The organism is Aestuariibacter salexigens DSM 15300 (assembly GCF_000429145.1).
Classification (GTDB): Bacteria; Pseudomonadota; Gammaproteobacteria; order Enterobacterales; family Alteromonadaceae; genus Aestuariibacter; species Aestuariibacter salexigens.
The window spans coordinates 163,943-181,701 of record NZ_AUBH01000001.1; the positions used below are offsets into that span (position 1 = coordinate 163,943).

The following is a 17,759-nucleotide window of genomic DNA, read 5'->3' on the forward strand; positions in this document are numbered from 1 at the left end:
TCTTCATTTCTTCGCCAGATTATTGACCATGGTTTTCACTGCCAGGGGTTGTTCGCCCTCTGCGGTGGCGTAGTGCTCCGATGTATAGCCCCACCAGTCCCAGCAGCCCTGTGGGTTTAACGGCATAAACATAGATGCTTTTGCCTGCGGATACAGCACCACAAGATTATTGCTGTCGGCCCAGCGATTGAGTCCGTTTAATCGCACATACTCATCGCCTACAACCTCGGCAAACTGATTGCAGCCGTGAAAGTTGATATGCACTTTGCACGTCTGCCCTTGTACGCAAGACTCAGGAATATATACAAACCCTTCATCCGCCAGACTGGCAGCAGCATCGCCACCCAGTTGCTGTTGGTCAAAGCTATACAGTGTACCGCCTAGTGTTTCGGCAGGGGCACTTAGCTCGCCGTACAGCTCGCCGTATAGGTGGCTGAGCAAGTTGCCCGCTGCATCATAATTACAGGCGCCAACAAACGGTGCTTCTGAGACATCGCAAGCGTGTCCACTGGTTTCTGTCGGGAAGTGGTGTGAAAACGGTTTGTCGTTAACGTAAACAACATTTTCAGCGCCGGCCCAGTTGCGATATTGCTCAGTCAGTGCGTCAGATACCGGTTCAATAATGCGCTCATCGATAGTACCGTGCAAAAGCCAGACTTTGTCTCCCTTGAGCGCCTCAAGCGGGGCAATTTTTCCCTCGGCGGCCCAACTTGCCGCCATATCACTTAACGCGGCAACATCTAGGTCGCCATCAACCTTATTTACACATTGACTCAGTGCTGTAGTGATACTGTTTCTGGCACAAGGGTAGGGGCCCGCGGAAATGATCGCCGCACCTGACACCCAATCTGCGTAGGCTAAATGGAACTGGGTCGCCATATAGCCACCGCTGGATAATCCTGACACTGTTACCTGCTCGATATCGAGCTGCATGTCAGGTAGTTCAGCCGCGGCACTGGCGCAAAGCAGGGCGCTGGCGCCGAACAGATAATGGTATTTCATATTGAATCCTCTAAAACCAGCTGAACAGGGTGATGGCCATGGTCAGTCCGATGGCAGGCACTACCACAGTGAGTGCAGCCAGTGGCCAGTAAGCCGCCTGATGGGTTTCATGACAAATGGCACGAATGGTTGTTACCACATAGCCGTTGTGTGGCAATGAATCCAGTGCACCTGAGGAGATTGACACAATTCTGTGTAGTTCTTCCGGGTCGACACCCTGGTCCATGTAATGGGGCCCAATCAGGGGCAGGGCGATGGCCTGTCCGCCCGATGCCGAGCCCGTCAGGCCAGCGATAACCGTCACGGCCACGGCAGCTCCGATCAATTCGTTTCCGGGCAAATGGGTCATCACATCCACCGTGGCCTGAAACGCTTCGGTATTTTTAGCGATGGCGCCAAAGCCAACCACGGCAGCGGTATTACCAATCGCCACGAGGGCGCCCGTGGTACCAAGGTTGACTGCTTTGGGAAGGTTGTGGAAGTACTGGAAATTAATCAGCATTAACGCCAATACGCCACCGCCCAGCGCTACTATTAAGGCGAGTTGTGCTAACGCTTCGTGTAGTGAAAAAGACAGCACTAATACTACCATCAGTGGAATGATACCGGTCAGTGGGTGAGGGTAGTCTCGCATCGGAATGTCGGGATCTTCGGCGCGATGTTCAAATTTTTCGCCGTTGTTCACTGCTTTTCCGATCATGCGTTTTAGCCACCAATAACCGAAAAGAGCCATAAATACGGCCACCACAAACGACACTTCCCATGCAGCAAATGGAGAGGTGCCAAGGTATTTAATCGGGATCCAGTTCTGGATTTCCGGCGAGCCGGCAGAAGTCATAGTGAAGGTAACAGAACCAAACGCCATCGTTGCCGGAATAAAGCGGCGCGGCAGATTGGCATCTTTAAACAGGCTGAGCGCCATTGGATAAACGGAAAATGCGACCACGAACACGCTTACACCGCCATAGGTCAGAATGGCACAGGCAAGCACAACCGCGAGTACAGCGCGCTGAAAACCAATCTTGTCGACAATCCACCGGGCGACAGAATCTGCTGCACCTGTATCTTCCATAAACTTGCCGAACAGCGACCCGAGCAGGAACATAAAGAACCACGCTGCGATAAACCCGGAGAACCCACTCATGTAGGTTTCCACAAAGTTGTTGTCGCCAACAAAAACGGGTAGTCCACTGGTCAGCGCAACAATGAGCGCGCAAAGTGGTGCAGCGATGAACAGGTTCATGCCCCGTATGGTAAGGATAATCAGCAGAGCCAGGCCGCCAACAAGCCCGATAAGACTTAGCATCGTTATTATTCCTTATTATTATACATTCAGGGTGCCTTGCAGCACGTGACTGAATGTGGCTGATTGCTGTGACCGCAGACCATCAGACGTTGTGAATTGTGTTGCAAGCGCCCAATAAAGCCCATAGTACGATGGTACTACATACGGGTTTGTCGATGTTGAGTAGAGTAATTAACCAATACCTGACCGTAAACCACAGAACCTGTATTCCATGTCGGGTACAGAACAACAATCATAAACACAATCTGGGGACACGTTATGAACTCAAATCGCTTTTCCGTTTCATTGTGCGCGCTGGCGGTGACCAGTGCGCTGGCCGTCGCTCTGCCGGCCACTGCACAGGAAGCTGCTGACGACGAACAAGCGAAAGGTAAGCTTGAACGCATCGAAGTTACCGCTCGTCGTACGGTCGAAACGCTGCAGGAAGTACCCGTTGCCATTACCTCCATCGGCGCTGCCGAATTACAGGAAAACGGCATTGCAGTACTTACTGAAGTGCAACAGTTTTCGCCTAATACCACACTGCAAATGTCACGTGGTACGAACTCAACACTAACTGCGTTCATTCGTGGTGTCGGTCAGCAGGACCCGCTATGGGGCTATGAGCCGGGCGTGGGGATTTATATCGACGATGTCTATATTGCCCGTCCTCAGGGTGCCGTACTCGACCTGCTTGATGTACAGCGAATTGAAGTACTACGCGGGCCTCAGGGCACACTTTACGGTAAAAATACCATCGGTGGCGCCATTAAGTATGTGACCAAGAAAATGACTGGTGACACCAACTTTAACATCGAAGGTACGGTGGGCAGTTATTCGCAGCGTGACGCGAAGGTAACCGGCCAGATCCCTCTGGTAGAAGACAAGCTGTATTTTGGTTTTGGCTACGCCAACCTGAACCGTGATGGTTATGGCGAATATTTGCAATCTGCATTGCCAAATCAGGACCGTGAAAATTACAACAAAGACCTATGGGCGGCCCGCGCAACATTAGAATATCAGGCCACTGATGATTTATTCATTCGTGTCGGCTGGGACAAAACCGAAGACGATTCCAATGCCAAGGGCGGATATCGTCTGCTGCCGAGTTTGTTAACTGACGCGCCGGTGCCAGACAGCGTTTACGATTCATACACCAGCTTACCGACCTGGAATAAAGTTGAACTGGAAGGCATCAACTGGCTGGTTAACTGGTCGGCTACTGATGATTTAGAAATCAAATACATTGGTTCATCTCGTGAAGGGTATTCACCAACCAATATTGATTTTGATAATACGGCGCTGGATATCTTCGATGTACCGGCCGAATATAAAGATGAAAATACCACCCATGAATTCCAGGCGAATTACTTTGGTGGCGGCTATAAGCTCGTATCTGGCTTGTATTTCTATGATGGCGAGTCGTGCGGTAACTTCGACGCAGTGTTGGGCTTCCTCGGACGTGCAGCATTCGGCGTACCCGGCCTGACCCGTGAGGTAACTGGTTGCAACAATTCTGAAAGCTGGGCGGTTTATGCGCAGGGTAGCTTTGACCTGACCGAAAAGCTGTCAATGACAGTGGGTGCCCGCTATACCGATGAAGAAAAGCAAGCCATCGTGAACAACGGTCTGGTATTCGCTAACGTTTATCCGCAGGATGACTGGATCCCCGGGTATGACCGTCCTGATGCCGCATTTGCGAACGATCAGATTGTGCCGCCAGTACTGGGCACTGACACCAATGGCGATGGCGTAATTGATGCCCCTGCGGTAGAAAGCTGGTCGCGCTTCACACCTCGTTTCGGCCTGGAATATCAGTACAGTGATGATGTGATGTTCTTCGCGTCTTACTCGCAAGGCTTTAAGTCTGGCACGTTTAACCCTCGAGCTACCATCAATGAGCCTGGCGTTGCCCCAGAAGTGGTTGATTCTTTCGAACTGGGTATGAAGAGTGATTGGGGTGAAAACCTGCGTGCCAATATCACATTGTTCAGTTATGACCATAAAGATCGTCAGTACATCGGTGTTGAAGGAAACAGTAACGATCCGACGGCACTTGATCAGCGTTTACGTAACGCGGCGGCTACTGAAGCAGATGGTATTGAAGCTGACTTTACCTATGTCGCAACAGAGAACCTGACGTTAAACGCGTCAATTGGCTACATCGACTTTGAAATCGTTGAAAACAATGCCATTCCACCGCTGATTGGCCTGGCCAGTACACCAGAGTTTACCTATAACCTGGCCGCAACTTACCTGCTCGAATCAGACATGGGGCCTTTTGTATTTAACGCGAACTACTATTACCGCGATGACTACATCCTGTTTGAAACCAGCGATCTTATCGCGCAGGACGGCTACGGTATGCTGAATTTCAGCGTGACATGGGAGCATGAAGACGGTCAGTGGTATGCAGGATTGCATGGCAAAAACCTGACCGATGAAGAATATCTGGTCGGTGGTTATGACTTCGTAACTCGCAACGAAGATGGCAGCTACGGTCCTGGACTGGGTGGTGATACCACGCTAATCGGCTATTACGGTGACCCGCGTACGGTACATCTGACTGTTGGCTACCGATTCTGGTAATTAAGTAAGTATTGTGTGTGTAGTCTAAGGCGGCCTCGGCCGCCTTATTTGTTTGCAGTTGTCGTTGACATTACTGGTGAAGCTGATTGAATTGAGTTCGCGATTGGATAAGGAAAACACAGAATATGCAGGTTAAAGCGCTGGTCGCCGATGATCACCCACTGTTCAGAAGTGCGATGGTGCAGGCATTACACACCATGGTCGGCAGCGACCTGCTGGAATCCTCCAGTTATCAGGAAACCGAGGCCATGTTGCGTGAGCATCCTGATGTAGAATTGGTGTTTCTGGATTTAAATATGCCGGGTAACGATGGTCTGTCAGGATTGCTGGCACTTCGCAGTCATTATCCGGATATTCTGATCATTGTGGTGTCCGCACAAGACAACCCCAACATTATTGCCAAAGCAATGAGCATGGGAGCCAGTGGCTACATTCCAAAATCAACGCCACTGGATGAGATCGCGCATGCCATTCAGCATGTGATGGACGGCGAACAGTGGTTGCCCAAGGCGTTACAGGCAGAGGTAGAGCAACAGCACGATCCGGCCCAAACGGCCTTCGCAGAAAATCTGCAGAAACTCACGCCGCATCAGGTCAGGGTATTAAAGATGATGGCTGACGGACTGCTGAATAAGCAAATAGCCTATGAACTGAATATTTCCGAATCTACCGTAAAGCAGCATAGTTCGGCGGTGTTACGTAAGCTTGGTGTGATCAATCGCACGCAGGCGGGTGTGCTTTACAAGCAATACATGCAGAACGAATCTGATTAAGCGCTTTTGCTGCCTTGTTTAAGAAGATAAATAAAGTCGTCAGCCGATACCGGCGTACCAATAAAATATCCCTGCGCGAAGTGACAACCCAACTCACGCACCCGAGCTAATTGCTCAGGCTCCTCGATACCCTCGGCTGTTGTGTGGATTTGTAGCGCATTCGCCAGACTGATAATGGACTCGAAGATAATCGCAGAAGACGAGTCATCTTCTTTAGCGGTCATAAAGCTGCGATCAATCTTGATGTAGTCAAAGTGCAAGCGGTGCAGATAGCTCAGGCTCGAATAACCGGTCCCAAAGTCATCCAACGCGATTTTTACGCCAAGCTTTCTGAATTTTTTCATATTTGCTGTAGCATCATCAAAATTCTCAATCAGACCCTGTTCGGTAATCTCAAATATCATATGAGGGAGAATGTCTGGTGAGGTGTCGGCGATATTTTCAACAGCGTTGTAAAAGGCCTGCGAGCAAAATCCCAGTCCGGAAACGTTAATCGACAAGCGAAAACTGCTATCCGACAAGGTTTGAAATTTTGTTAGATAGTCAATCGCCGCGCGTAGCACGTAGATGTCCAGGTCGATAATACGTCCGTTAGTTTCCAGTTCATCAATGAAGGCATCCGGGTAAATCGTGCCGAGATTTGGGTGATGCCATCGTACGAGCGACTCCGCGGCGATAATCTGGTCGTCGTGCAGGTTGATAATGGGTTGGAAAACAAGTTTAAAATCCTGCTGGGTAAGCGCCTGACTGAACTCAACGTCAAATTTGTGCGACCGCGTTTGTCGCTCTCCGCCTTTTTCGTCGAAGAAGAATATTCTATTGCGGCCTTGCAGTTTGGCGAGGTACATAGCCTCATCGGCCTCAATCAGAAGCTGCTCGCTGGTCATATCCAGACCCTGATAGGTAGATACGCCAATGCTGGTAGTCGTGCTTAACTCGCGGCCGTCGATAGTGATGGTCTGGCCAACTGCATCAATGATCTTGCGACCGATTTTCCTGATTTCCTCTTTATCATTGATGCGTTCCAGTAGAATGGCAAATTCATCGCCGCCTAATCTTGCAAAGGTGTCTGACTTTCTCATCACCTTGTCTATTGCAGCGGAGACATGAACCAGCATCTGATCGCCAATGTGGTGTCCATGATTGTCATTGATGGCCTTGAATTTATCCAAATCCAGAAACATCACGGCAATGATACCGGTCTGAGAGCGTTCGAAGGATTTGATCGCGTGTTCAACCCGGTCTGAAAACAGTAAGCGATTAGGTAATTGTGTAAGTGGGTCGTGCAAAGCCATAAATTCAAGCTCTGCTTTGGCTTGCAAACGTTTGAGCGCAATGTGAATGTGCTTGGCGACAAACCCCAGTAACAGGGTATCTGTAGGCTTGTATACATCGCTGGCATTATAGCTTTGCACCAGCACCACGCCGCGCATAGTTTCATCGCCGAATGGCACCCCGAGCAACGCTTCAGGCATGGTGCCTTCGACGTAAAACTTGCCTTCGTCCATCATCTGGTGAATATCGGCTTTATTTACCAGCAGTGCTTGCTGAGTGCGCAGGATATAACCGGTTATGCTGGGGTGCTCGCTGATGTTGATGGAAGAGTCATCATCAAAGACATCATATTCATCCAGGTAATATGGGCAGTTCAGTACGCCAGTGTCAGTATCCTCTATCGCGATTAAGAAGTTCTTCGCATAGGTAATTCGATTAATACAACGCTGCAACGATTGATAAAACGCAAGCAGTGAATCTGAGTTGTAGACTAGCTCGGCAATTTCAAACAGGGTGTCCTGGAGTTTTACGTTGTGCTCAAGTTCTTGCACTGTCGACTTCAAGGTGTCGATGGTGCGCGTCTTGAGTATTTTCGTTGCGGCGATAGAGGCAACGGCAGTTAAAGCCTGTTCATGCTTGTCAGTGAAATAAGCGCGCTCAGGGTGTTCAGAATCAATCACGCCCACAAATTCTTCACCGGCTAACATTGGCACGGCCAGCTCTGACAGGCGCACAGCATCGTCAACGATATAATCGGAAAATTCGCGGCAGTCATCTATGCGTAAGGGCTTTCGTGTCGCTGCCGCTTTACCCACTACACCTTGCCCGATGGCAATCTCGATAGGGGCGAGTATTTCTTCGTCTTTAGGGTTTTTATCGCCAAACGCTGCAGCTTGCACCAACACGTCGCGATTTTCATCGTACAGATAGATAACAGCATCAACCAGTTTCAGATTGGCCACCACCTCCTTAGCTAAATGCCAGACGACATCATGCTCGGTATTGAGTGACAGCATATCGATGGCAAACTGACTGACCACCGACAGAAACTGTTGTTCGTATTCGCTATTTTGACCTTGCACAGACTGCACCATAAAACGTGAGGAACTCCTCATGGAGCATTAGACTTCCTGCCTATTGTACGCCAATTGGGCAATATGAGCATAAAAAAACATAAATTTCAGCGGGTGAAACGTCAGTGAGCCAGCGCTTTTCGCAACATTCGTTTCAACGCGGCTGACTTGACCGGTTTGGGTAAAAACAGCAAATCTGCCTCAAGAGCCTGTTCTCGCACCCACTCCTGAGGGTCGGCACTGTTGATAATGCCGGGAATAGGGTGGCTAAAATGGGACCGCAACTGATGTGCTGCCATCACGCCTGTTTGCCCATGGTCAAGGTGAAAGTCCAGTAGCATAATGTCAGGGCAGTGCTGGCATTTTTGCAGCGCGGTATCGATGCTATCCGCCGCCGTGACCAAGGCACCCCAATCTCCCAATTGTTTGGACATGGCAGCCAACAGCTGCGGCTCATTATCGATAAGCAAAACCTGCTTGCCCTGCAGAATGGGTTTTTGCTCATCGACACCAGATATGCTCACTGCGTTGGTCTTTTGTGCTCTCACGCGTTCAATTGAGACAGTGAATAAGGTGCCCCGGCCTAACTCTGAACGCAGTGCAATAGGGTGATCAAGCAGGTGGCTGATGCGCTCTACAATCGTGAGTCCTAAGCCGAGCCCATTTTCATTGCCTTCATGACCAAGCTGATGAAATTCCTTGAATATTTCTTGCTGCTGGCTTTTGGCAATACCGGGCCCGGTGTCAGCGACCCATACCTCTGCGTATCTTTTCCGGCGTCGCACGCCAAGTAAAATATGTCCGGTCTGGGTATAGCGAATGGCGTTTGATAACAAATTTTGCACAATACGGCGCAGTAGCTTTCTGTCTGAGTTCACCCACACACTGGTCGGCACGAAGTGCAAAGAGAGTTGATTTTGCGAGGCAATGACTGAAAACTCTTCAACCAGAGAGGCCAATACGTCATTCAGGGGAAAATGCTGCATATTTGCCTGCAGTACACCAGACTCCAGTTTCGTCATGTCCAACAGCATCGACAGCAACTCTTCAGCACTGTTGAGCGACGTCTGCAAGCCGTCACTCAGTGCCTGAAGTTCAGACTGGCGGGTTTTTTGCGCGAGCATACCAGCGAACAGTGTCGCCGCGTTAAACGGTTGCATCAGATCGTGCCCGGCAGCAGCCAGAAAACGGGTCTTACTGGCACTGGCAGCTTCAGCCTGCTGCTTGGCCTGGGCCAACATCTGATTACTCTCATTAAGTTCAGCAGTGCGCTGTTCAACGCGCTGCTCCAGCTCATCTTTCGCCCGTTGTAGTGCCGCCTGTATATTGACATATTCAGTGATATCACTGTACGAGGTCACAAACCCGCCACCGGGTAACGGGCTGCCGCTGATTTCAATCACCGTGCCGTCTTTCTGGGTGCGTTGGAAACGATATTTACTGCCGCTTTTCAGGTAGTCGAGACGTTTGGCGACTTCTACTTCTTTGTCTTCAGCGTAGTGGATTAGACCACGCTCAACGTTGAAACGGATGATGTCACCGATCGGCTTGCCCGCCTGCACGAAACCTTCCGGGTAGTGAAACATTTCCAGATAGCGCTCATTCCAGGCGACGATGCGAAGGTGTGTGTCTACCACACAAATACCCTGCTCAATGTGCGCGAGTGAGGATTGTAAGACCTCATGGTTAAACTGGAATGAGTCTCTCGCTTCCTCCATCCACTCCACCAGATCGGGCACAGCTTCATCGCGATGTTCGGTAATAGCGGACAGCAAAATTCTGGCACCAGCACTTCCCACATGTGCGGTTAGGCGCTTCTCGACTTCCTCAACCAATGATTGACTGGCGTAGGCCTGTTCGACGCCCTGACCACCAATATCGGCAATGTCCGCGCGACTTTCTGCGGGCAGGATACGGGAGGCTAGCAGGGTCAGGTCAGACACTCTAATGGCCAGGCCGCTGGCCTGCGGTGTCTCATCACGCACGCGATCTCGTTGGGTTTTATTTCTTATCAACGCGATAATCGCATAGGCGGCAGCATTCAATGCTAGCGTAAAAAGAAAGCCCCTTGATAAATCCCAATCCGTGGGAGCGGGATCGAAATAATAGCTGGAGCGAATACTCGGCCATAGCAGCCAGGTAAACCAGCCCAGTATACCCACCAGCAGTGAGATCAGTGCGGCGACCCGGCTGCGCTTGTGCCAATAAAGACCAAACAGCAGCGCCGGGAATGACTGAGCCAACAATGCCAGCGCTATGGTTCCACTACTTACCAGCGGCGCAGATTGACTGACGTTGAGGTAGTACAAATAGGCGATCGCCAGCACCACCAAGATGGTCAGGCGGCGACTCAGCAACACACCGCCGGGGGTCATGCCAGTGCGATCTCGTCTCTTAATGCGGCTGGCGAGCAGCAGGGGGGTGAGCAAATTGTTGGCAATCATAATACCCAACGCCAGGGTCGCCACGATGACCATACTGGTGGCTGCTGCAATGCCGCCAATGAAGGCGATCATAGCTATCCACTTGTTTTCAAAATGCACCGGTAATGCCAGGGTAAAAGTATCCGAGCTGTAGTTGGTATTGCCCAGAGTTAATGAACCGGTCAGGGCAATAGGCAGGATAAATGCGCTCATCAGGCACAGATAAATAGGAAAAAGCCAGCGCGCCGTGCGCATTTCTGTGGGGCCATTGTTTTCGATGAAATTAATATGAAACTGGCGGGGCAGGCAAAACATCGCGCATATTCCCATGACTACGTGGCTGATATACACCAGTGGCGCACTTTCTGCGCTCAGTATTGCGCGTGTCGCGGGCTCAGTTGCTGCCGCCGCTAACAGGGGGATAAGCCCATCAAATATGCCGTACACGGCAAAACCACCCACAATCAATAGCGCCACAAGTTTGACCACCGACTCAAAGGCGATCGTCAGCATTAAACCCGGGTGTTTGTCGGTCAGGCTCAGAGTACGGGTGCCGAACAACAATGCGAACAGGGCCATCATAGCAACTACGTAAAGCCCTACCGATGCCCTGGCATCAGTGTTGGTGATCAGTGACACACTGTTGGTAATGGCATCAAGCTGCAGCGCGATATAGGGAATAACACCAATAAAGCACAGCACTGAGACACTGGCAGCGAGTGCATAGGAGCGTTGATAGCGAATACTGATAAAGTCAGCCAGTGAACTGACATTGTGCTGGCGGCATAGCCTAGCGATACGCAGTAACACCGGCTGGGCAAACAGCATGACCAGAATGATCCCAAGATAGGTAGGGATCAAAGACCAACCGAATTGAGCAGATTGTGTGACCGTACCAAAAAACGCCCAGGAGGTGCAGTGTACGCCCAGTGCAAGTGAGTACACATAGGGGTGTTGCTGAGAGTGCTGGCGCTTATCTGCCCAGAAGGCAATGATGAAAAGTAACGCGAGATAACCGACAACCACAGCGGCGACGGTCCACAAACTGAACATAGCAACACAGATGACTGAAAAATAAAGGAATACGCTACCACATTTCGAGGTGGATGCAGGACTTTTTCAGTGGTCTGAGTCAGTATTTCATGCGTAGTGATGTGAGTGGTAAAAACATTCGGGAGAACACATTGATTCAGGTTGCGGACCTCACCATGGAGTATGAACAGGAGGGTAACGTCTTGCGTGTACTCGATAATATGAACTTCAGTATGCAACGAGGAGAGACAGTGGCGATAGTCGGGCCATCAGGCTCAGGCAAAACCACGCTACTGCAACTGCTCGCAGCGCTGGAACAGCCTTCTAATGGGCACATCAAAGTCGATGATCACACTCTAAGAGACATGTCTCGCGACCAACTGGCAGATTTCAGGCGCGATAATATGGGTATCGTGTTTCAGTCCTTCCATTTAATAGACAGTCTTACCGCCCTGGCGAATGCAGCGTTACCCCTGGACATCGCTGGGGTACCTGATGCACTAAAACGTGCTCAGGATATGCTGGAGAGAGTAGGGCTTGGTCACCGCATCCATCACTATCCTCGGCAATTGTCAGGTGGGGAACAGCAGCGGGTCGCTATTGCCCGTGCGCTTGTGCATCAGCCCAGACTAATACTTGCTGATGAACCGACTGGCAACCTTGATGATAAAACCGGCAAGCTGGTTGCGGATATGCTGTTTGATCTGCATGCACAGACGCATTCTACACTGGTGTTAGTCACTCACGATATGCGCCTGGCCGAGCGGTGCGAGCGTTCCTTCCACTTGCAATCAGGTCAATTACAGGTGGGGTAAGCAGATGAACTTCCCGTTAAAATTTGCCTATCAGGATCTCAGCCAGAGTGCCGCCCGCCTGTGGCTGTTCAGTGCATGTCTGGTGTTTGGTGTCTGTCTGGTGATGGCCGCGACCACGATGTATCAGATGCTGGACAGAGTGATGTTATCGGACACCCGTGTGCTAATGGGCGGCGACGTGGAAGTTGAATCTCGTCAGGCAATTGAAGAGTCAGTACTGGAGTGGGTTCGCACCACTGGCGATATTTCGCTGACCCGAGAACTCGACACCATGATGAGTACGCAAGATGATGAGTTTGTGCTGGTCGAACTGCTCAGTACAGATAGCAACTATCCCTTGTACGGTGAGTTAGTCCTTGAACCGGCACAAACGCTGGGTAGTGCGTTGCAGAAAGTCAATGGGATGTGGGGTGTGGCTATTGACCCGGTTTTAGCGGAGCGCGTGAACCTGGCTGTAGGCGATAAAGTCTTTATTGGTGAGTTGGAAGTCGTCATTCGTGCCCTGGTATTGGAACAACCAGACCGTCGTCTTAGCGCAGATTGGCGCGGAGCACCGGTACTCATTGCTGAACAGGCGATGGATGAGTCAGGGCTGATTCGGGAGGGCAGCCGTGTCGAATATGAATATCGAATTCGCACCGAACAGGATGTGGCGAGTTGGGAAGAAAATTTTATCGCTCAATTTCCTGACACAGAATGGGAAATTCAGACATTTGAAGACAGAAGCCGACGTATTGCTGATCGTTTGTCACAGATTGCGTCAGGGTTACTGATTGTCGCTTTCAGCACATTGTTTATTGGCGGATTGGGGGTGTTTAACAGTGTGTCGGTCTATTTGCAGAGTAAGCGTTCCACTATCGCAACGTTGAAAGCATGCGGTCTGCGCGATGTGCGAATCGGTCAGGTCTATATCACAGAAATTGCTATTCTCGCCGCCGCATCAGGGCTGATAGGTGTCGTCGTTGGCAGTGGTTTAGCCATTATCGCCAGTAACATACTGGCGCAGGACATCGCCGTGGCATTGAACATAAGTGACGTACTGACGGCAGGTGCAGCCTCATGGCTGTTTGGCATGATCACCGCCTTTACCTTTGCATCGCCCGCTCTGGGACGGGCGCTGAACGTTGATGTGGCCCACTTGTTTCGCGCCACCGAGGTCACCAATGAGACGCCGTCGGTTGGCTGGCGTCTTATCAGTCTGCTGTGTGCAGTCGTGCTGATCCTGTTTGTACTGATTGCTATACCGAATCTGCTATTCGGGCTGGCGTTTGTTGTCACCGTTGGCCTGTGTCTGGTGTTGTTCGAAGGTGTCGTTACAGGATTGCGATGGTTGTCGAAAAACCTGGAGAGGCGGCCGTGGTTATATCGACATGCGGCGATACGTCTGGCGTTGTCAAATATGCATCGGCCGGGCACGCCGCTGCGTATTACATTACTTTCGCTGGGGACTGCACTAACACTGGTCGTTGCCTGTTCGGTGATTGTCATCGCGCTGTTACGACTGGTGTCGACTACCATACCTGAGGAGTCGCCGGCATTGGTGCTATATGATGTGCTTGGCGCGCAGAAATCTGATGTTGAGCGGATAGCGAAGACGTTTCCGTCGTTATCACAACTTACCCTGACACCCAACGTACGAGGCCGTGTTTCATCCATTAACAACGTGCCAATCCGTAACATTGAGGATAACAACATTGACTGGCAGGACATGGCCCGCGACGAGCATAAACTCAGCTATCTGGCGGGCAACATCGACGGGATCCGTTTGGTAGAAGGAAGCATGTGGGATGCCGGATTTGATAGCGGTTCACGTCCGATTGCTGATGTTGATTTTGCCTTCATTATGGAAGATCGGGAGGCAGGGCAGATGCAGCTTTCGCCCGGTGACACCCTGACATTTACCATCGAAGGCATATCCAGAACCGGATTACTGACTGGCATTTATAGCCAGAAAGGGATCCAAACCCGATTCTGGTTTGAAGCCATTGTGTCTGAAGGTGCACTGGATGATTTCATCAATGCCTATGTCGGCACGGCCTACATGACGGATGAAGATGCGCTGACGTTACAAATGCAATTAGCTAAAACCTACCCGAACATCATCACGGAGCGCACAAAGGATTTGATTGATTCAGCATCGACACTACTGGATAAGGGGACCAATGGCCTTATCGCCATATCGTCAGTAAGCCTGCTTGTCAGTCTGATGGTGCTTGCCAGTGTGATGGCGGCTGGCCGCTCCAAGCAAAGCTATCACGCCATCATTCTTTATTGCATTGGGGCGCGTATCTCCTACATTCGCCGAGCCATTGCCATCGAATATGCGCTGCTGGCTACTATCGTGAGCGCATTTTCTATTCTGCTTGGGTTGTCGATTGCATGGCTGGTACTGCACCTGCGTCTCAAAATATTTGTGTTGGATGTGTACTGGATTGGTGTTGCGGTGGCCGTTGTGTCGTCTGCGCTGGTGTTCGGTGCAGGCGCAGTGTACCTGTTTAAGCAGTTGACGATTCAGCCAGCAAGACTCCTTAAAGAGACTGCGTAGCGTTTATTTGGGGTGCCCCGCAAGAAAAATCCACAAATCTTGCGAGGGTACCCTTGATCTCATTTTTATTAACCCCATTTTCTTGCTCATTCGAAAACCATATACCGTTGGCGTCAGTTCAAGCCGCTTGATGCCAATTACTTGTCAATATCGTGGAGGAGTCATGAGCGACGACAAGCAACAACAAGACATTCCTGCCCAGGAGAGCGTTGAGACTGCACAGACAGTGGAAAACGCTGATGCCGAAAACGCCGGGGCGCAGGACGTCAGTGACATTGAGCGTATTGCAGAGCTTGAGGCCGCATTGGCTGAAGCCAATGCCAAGGTAGAAGAGCAAAAGGACAGCGTGTTAAGAGCACGCGCCGACATGGAAAATGCCCGCCGTCGGGCAGAGGCCGAAGTGGACAAGGCGCGTAAATTCGCGCTGGAAAGGTTCGCGGGTGAGCTGCTACCGGTTATCGATAATCTGGAACGCGCGTTACAGGTTGCCAATGCAGATGATGAGGTTGTGAAACCGCTACTTGAAGGTGTTGATTTAACCCTGAAATCATTTGTATCGACGATCGATAAATTTGGTTTGAAAGTCATCAACCCGCAGGGTGAGGCGTTTAACCCGGAGTTGCATCAGGCGATGTCCATGCAGGAAAGCGACGAAGTTGCGCCCAACACCGTCATGGCAGTGATGCAAAAAGGCTACGAACTGAATGGTCGTTTGCTCAGACCAGCGATGGTCATGGTATCTCGTGCACCTGATGGTGGCGTTGATACGCAGGCCTAGGCAAAAATTTAGTCAACATTTTTTTACGAATAGATTGAAAACCGAATTAAATAACCCCACTAAAAAAGCAACTATGAGTGGGAAGACGTTTTGGAGACACTTAAATGGGTAAAATCATTGGTATCGATTTAGGTACAACAAATTCATGTGTTGCCGTACTTGACGGCGACAAAGCGAAAGTTATCGAAAATGCCGAGGGCGATCGCACAACCCCTTCTATCATTGCTTATACCAATGATGGAGAAACCCTGGTGGGTCAGCCTGCGAAGCGTCAGGCGGTAACCAACCCTAACAACACCCTGTTTGCGATCAAGCGTTTGATTGGTCGTCGCTGGGAAGACAAAGAAGTACAGCGCGACATCGACATCATGCCTTATAACATTATTAAGGCTGATAACGGTGATGCCTGGGTCGAAGCGAAAGGCGAGAAGATGGCACCGCCACAAATCTCTGCCGAAGTGCTGAAGAAAATGAAGAAAACCGCTGAGGATTACCTTGGCGAGGAAGTCACTGCAGCCGTTATCACGGTGCCTGCCTATTTCAACGATTCGCAGCGTCAGGCAACCAAAGACGCCGGACGTATCGCGGGACTTGAAGTAAAACGTATTATCAACGAGCCAACTGCTGCGGCGCTGGCTTACGGTATGGACAAGAAGAAAGGCGATAACGTCGTTGCAGTCTACGACTTAGGTGGTGGTACGTTCGATATCTCAATCATCGAGATTGATGAAGTAGAAGGCGAGCACACCTTCGAAGTGCTGGCTACCAATGGTGATACGCACCTGGGTGGTGAAGACTTTGATAACCGTGTTATCACTTATCTGGTTGATGAATTCAAGAAAGATCAGGGCGTGGATCTGCGTAAAGATCCGCTGGCGATGCAGCGTCTGAAAGAAGCGGGCGAAAAGGCCAAAATCGAACTTTCTTCTGCTCAGCAGACAGAAGTGAACTTGCCTTACATCACCGCCGATGCGTCTGGTCCTAAGCACCTTACCATCAAAGTGACCCGTGCCAAGCTTGAGTCACTGGTTGAAGATATGGTCAAGAACTCACTTGAGCCTGTTAAGCAAGCCCTGGCGGATGCTGACCTGTCAGTAAGTGACATCAATGACATCATTCTGGTTGGTGGTCAGACACGTATGCCGCTGGTGCAGAAGTACGTGACCGAATTCTTCGGTAAAGAGCCACGCAAAGACGTTAACCCTGATGAAGCCGTAGCGGTAGGTGCTGCGATTCAGGGCGGCGTACTGGCCGGTGATGTGAAAGACGTACTGCTGCTTGACGTAACGCCACTGTCTCTGGGTATCGAAACCATGGGCGGCGTGATGACAGCGCTGATTGAGAAGAATACGACTATTCCAACCAAGAAGTCGCAAACCTTCTCAACTGCTGATGACAACCAGGCAGCGGTAACCGTGCATGTATTGCAGGGTGAACGTAAGCAGGCACAGGGTAACAAGTCTCTGGGTCAGTTTAACCTGGAAGGTATTCGTCCAGCACCGCGCGGTGTACCACAGATTGAAGTCACGTTTGACATCGATGCTGACGGTATCCTACACGTGTCTGCAAAAGATAAAGACACTGGCAAAGAGCAGAAGATCACTATTCAGGCATCTTCTGGTCTGAGCGAGGATGAAATCGAAAAAATGGTACAGGATGCCGAGGCCAACAAAGATGCGGACAAGAAGTTCGAGGAATTGGTACAGGCTCGTAACCAGGCGGATGGCATGGTTCACGGTACCCGTAAGCAAATCGAAGAAGCCGGCGATGCGTTGTCAGCCGATGACAAAGCGTCAATCGAAGCAGCAGTAGAGGCCCTTGAAAAGGCAGCTCGCGGTGAAGATAAGGCCGAGATTGAGGCGAAGACGCAGGAGCTGATCCAGGCGTCTGCAAAGCTGATGGAAATTGCTCAGGCGAAGGCGGCTCAGGAAGGCGCAGGCGCTGAAGCTGGCGGTGCAGACGAAGGCCAAAGCAACGCTGGTAAAGACGACGACGTTGTTGACGCCGAGTTTGAAGAAGTGAAAGACGACAAGAAGTAATACGTCGATGACAGCCCCGCCTGTGGGCGGGGATACTTCGTTCACTTGGGCGTAACGGCGAATGGCGTTGCGCCCTTTGTGTGTAGTACGAACAACGATGTTGCCATTCGCACTGCGGGTGGCGTAAAGG

Annotated in this window: 10 protein-coding genes; 6 read left to right on the forward strand and 4 right to left on the reverse strand. The window is 50.7% G+C overall.

Annotated elements, in window-relative coordinates; all coding sequences use genetic code 11:
* Positions 1-3: 3 nt before the first annotated feature.
* Together G441_RS17565 and G441_RS0100790 are read right to left on the reverse strand one after the other, a co-directional pair.
* Complete coding sequence (locus G441_RS17565; RefSeq protein ID WP_034474062.1) at positions 4-1,002, reverse strand: extracellular catalytic domain type 2 short-chain-length polyhydroxyalkanoate depolymerase; 999 nt, start codon at positions 1,000-1,002, stop codon at positions 4-6.
* Between the two features lie 10 nt (positions 1,003-1,012).
* Entirely contained in the window at positions 1,013-2,308 is a 1,296-nt protein-coding gene (locus tag G441_RS0100790) for a GntP family permease (RefSeq protein ID WP_026374594.1), read from the reverse strand.
* 258 nt (positions 2,309-2,566) lie between these two features.
* On the opposite strand from G441_RS0100790, the gene G441_RS0100795 reads away from it, so the two are divergent.
* Together G441_RS0100795 and G441_RS0100800 are read left to right on the forward strand one after the other, a co-directional pair.
* The gene (locus tag G441_RS0100795) at positions 2,567-4,876 is read left to right on the forward strand and encodes a TonB-dependent receptor (RefSeq protein ID WP_026374595.1); all 2,310 of its coding nucleotides are present in this window, start codon (positions 2,567-2,569) and stop codon (positions 4,874-4,876) included.
* A gap of 125 nt (positions 4,877-5,001) precedes the next feature.
* Complete coding sequence (locus G441_RS0100800; protein ID WP_026374596.1) at positions 5,002-5,649, forward strand: response regulator; 648 nt, start codon at positions 5,002-5,004, stop codon at positions 5,647-5,649.
* Here the strand turns inward: G441_RS0100800 and G441_RS0100805 are convergent.
* Both G441_RS0100805 and G441_RS0100810 read right to left on the reverse strand, forming a co-directional pair.
* On the reverse strand, positions 5,646-8,006 hold the full coding sequence (locus G441_RS0100805; RefSeq protein ID WP_169726029.1) for an EAL domain-containing protein: 2,361 nt from the start codon (positions 8,004-8,006) through the stop codon (positions 5,646-5,648). The two genes, G441_RS0100800 and G441_RS0100805, sit on opposite strands and share 4 nt — an antisense overlap.
* 113 nt (positions 8,007-8,119) lie before the next feature.
* Positions 8,120-11,473, reverse strand: a complete 3,354-nt coding sequence (locus G441_RS0100810; RefSeq protein WP_026374598.1) for a PAS domain-containing hybrid sensor histidine kinase/response regulator — start codon at positions 11,471-11,473, stop codon at positions 8,120-8,122.
* Positions 11,474-11,526: 53 nt separating this feature from the next.
* On the opposite strand from G441_RS0100810, the gene G441_RS0100815 reads away from it, so the two are divergent.
* From G441_RS0100815 to dnaK, 4 genes are all read left to right on the forward strand, one after another.
* Positions 11,527-12,267: an ABC transporter ATP-binding protein gene (locus tag G441_RS0100815; RefSeq protein ID WP_240485061.1), complete on the forward strand. Its 741-nt coding sequence runs from the start codon at positions 11,527-11,529 to the stop codon at positions 12,265-12,267.
* Positions 12,268-12,271: 4 nt separating this feature from the next.
* Positions 12,272-14,812 (forward strand): ABC transporter permease, encoded by a 2,541-nt coding sequence (locus tag G441_RS0100820; RefSeq protein ID WP_026374600.1) that lies wholly within the window; start codon positions 12,272-12,274, stop codon positions 14,810-14,812.
* A gap of 163 nt (positions 14,813-14,975) precedes the next feature.
* On the forward strand, positions 14,976-15,590 hold the full coding sequence (grpE, locus tag G441_RS0100825; RefSeq protein WP_026374601.1) for a nucleotide exchange factor GrpE: 615 nt from the start codon (positions 14,976-14,978) through the stop codon (positions 15,588-15,590).
* A gap of 104 nt (positions 15,591-15,694) precedes the next feature.
* On the forward strand, positions 15,695-17,629 hold the full coding sequence (gene dnaK, locus G441_RS0100830; RefSeq protein WP_026374602.1) for a molecular chaperone DnaK: 1,935 nt from the start codon (positions 15,695-15,697) through the stop codon (positions 17,627-17,629).
* Positions 17,630-17,759 lie beyond the last annotated feature (130 nt).

What these genes read in the sequence shown, in the direction of transcription:
- grpE (WP_026374601.1), top strand. Translation starts at nt 14,976, where the DNA reads ATGAGCGACGACAAGCAACAACAAGACATTCCTGCCCAGGAGAGCGTT.
- G441_RS0100790 (WP_026374594.1), bottom strand. Translation starts at nt 2,308, where the DNA reads ATGCTAAGTCTTATCGGGCTTGTTGGCGGCCTGGCTCTGCTGATTATC.
- G441_RS0100820 (WP_026374600.1), top strand. Translation starts at nt 12,272, where the DNA reads ATGAACTTCCCGTTAAAATTTGCCTATCAGGATCTCAGCCAGAGTGCC.
- G441_RS17565 (WP_034474062.1), bottom strand. Translation starts at nt 1,002, where the DNA reads ATGAAATACCATTATCTGTTCGGCGCCAGCGCCCTGCTTTGCGCCAGT.
- G441_RS0100815 (WP_240485061.1), top strand. Translation starts at nt 11,527, where the DNA reads ATGCAGGACTTTTTCAGTGGTCTGAGTCAGTATTTCATGCGTAGTGAT.
- G441_RS0100795 (WP_026374595.1), top strand. Translation starts at nt 2,567, where the DNA reads ATGAACTCAAATCGCTTTTCCGTTTCATTGTGCGCGCTGGCGGTGACC.
- G441_RS0100800 (WP_026374596.1), top strand. Translation starts at nt 5,002, where the DNA reads ATGCAGGTTAAAGCGCTGGTCGCCGATGATCACCCACTGTTCAGAAGT.
- G441_RS0100810 (WP_026374598.1), bottom strand. Translation starts at nt 11,473, where the DNA reads ATGTTCAGTTTGTGGACCGTCGCCGCTGTGGTTGTCGGTTATCTCGCG.
- dnaK (WP_026374602.1), top strand. Translation starts at nt 15,695, where the DNA reads ATGGGTAAAATCATTGGTATCGATTTAGGTACAACAAATTCATGTGTT.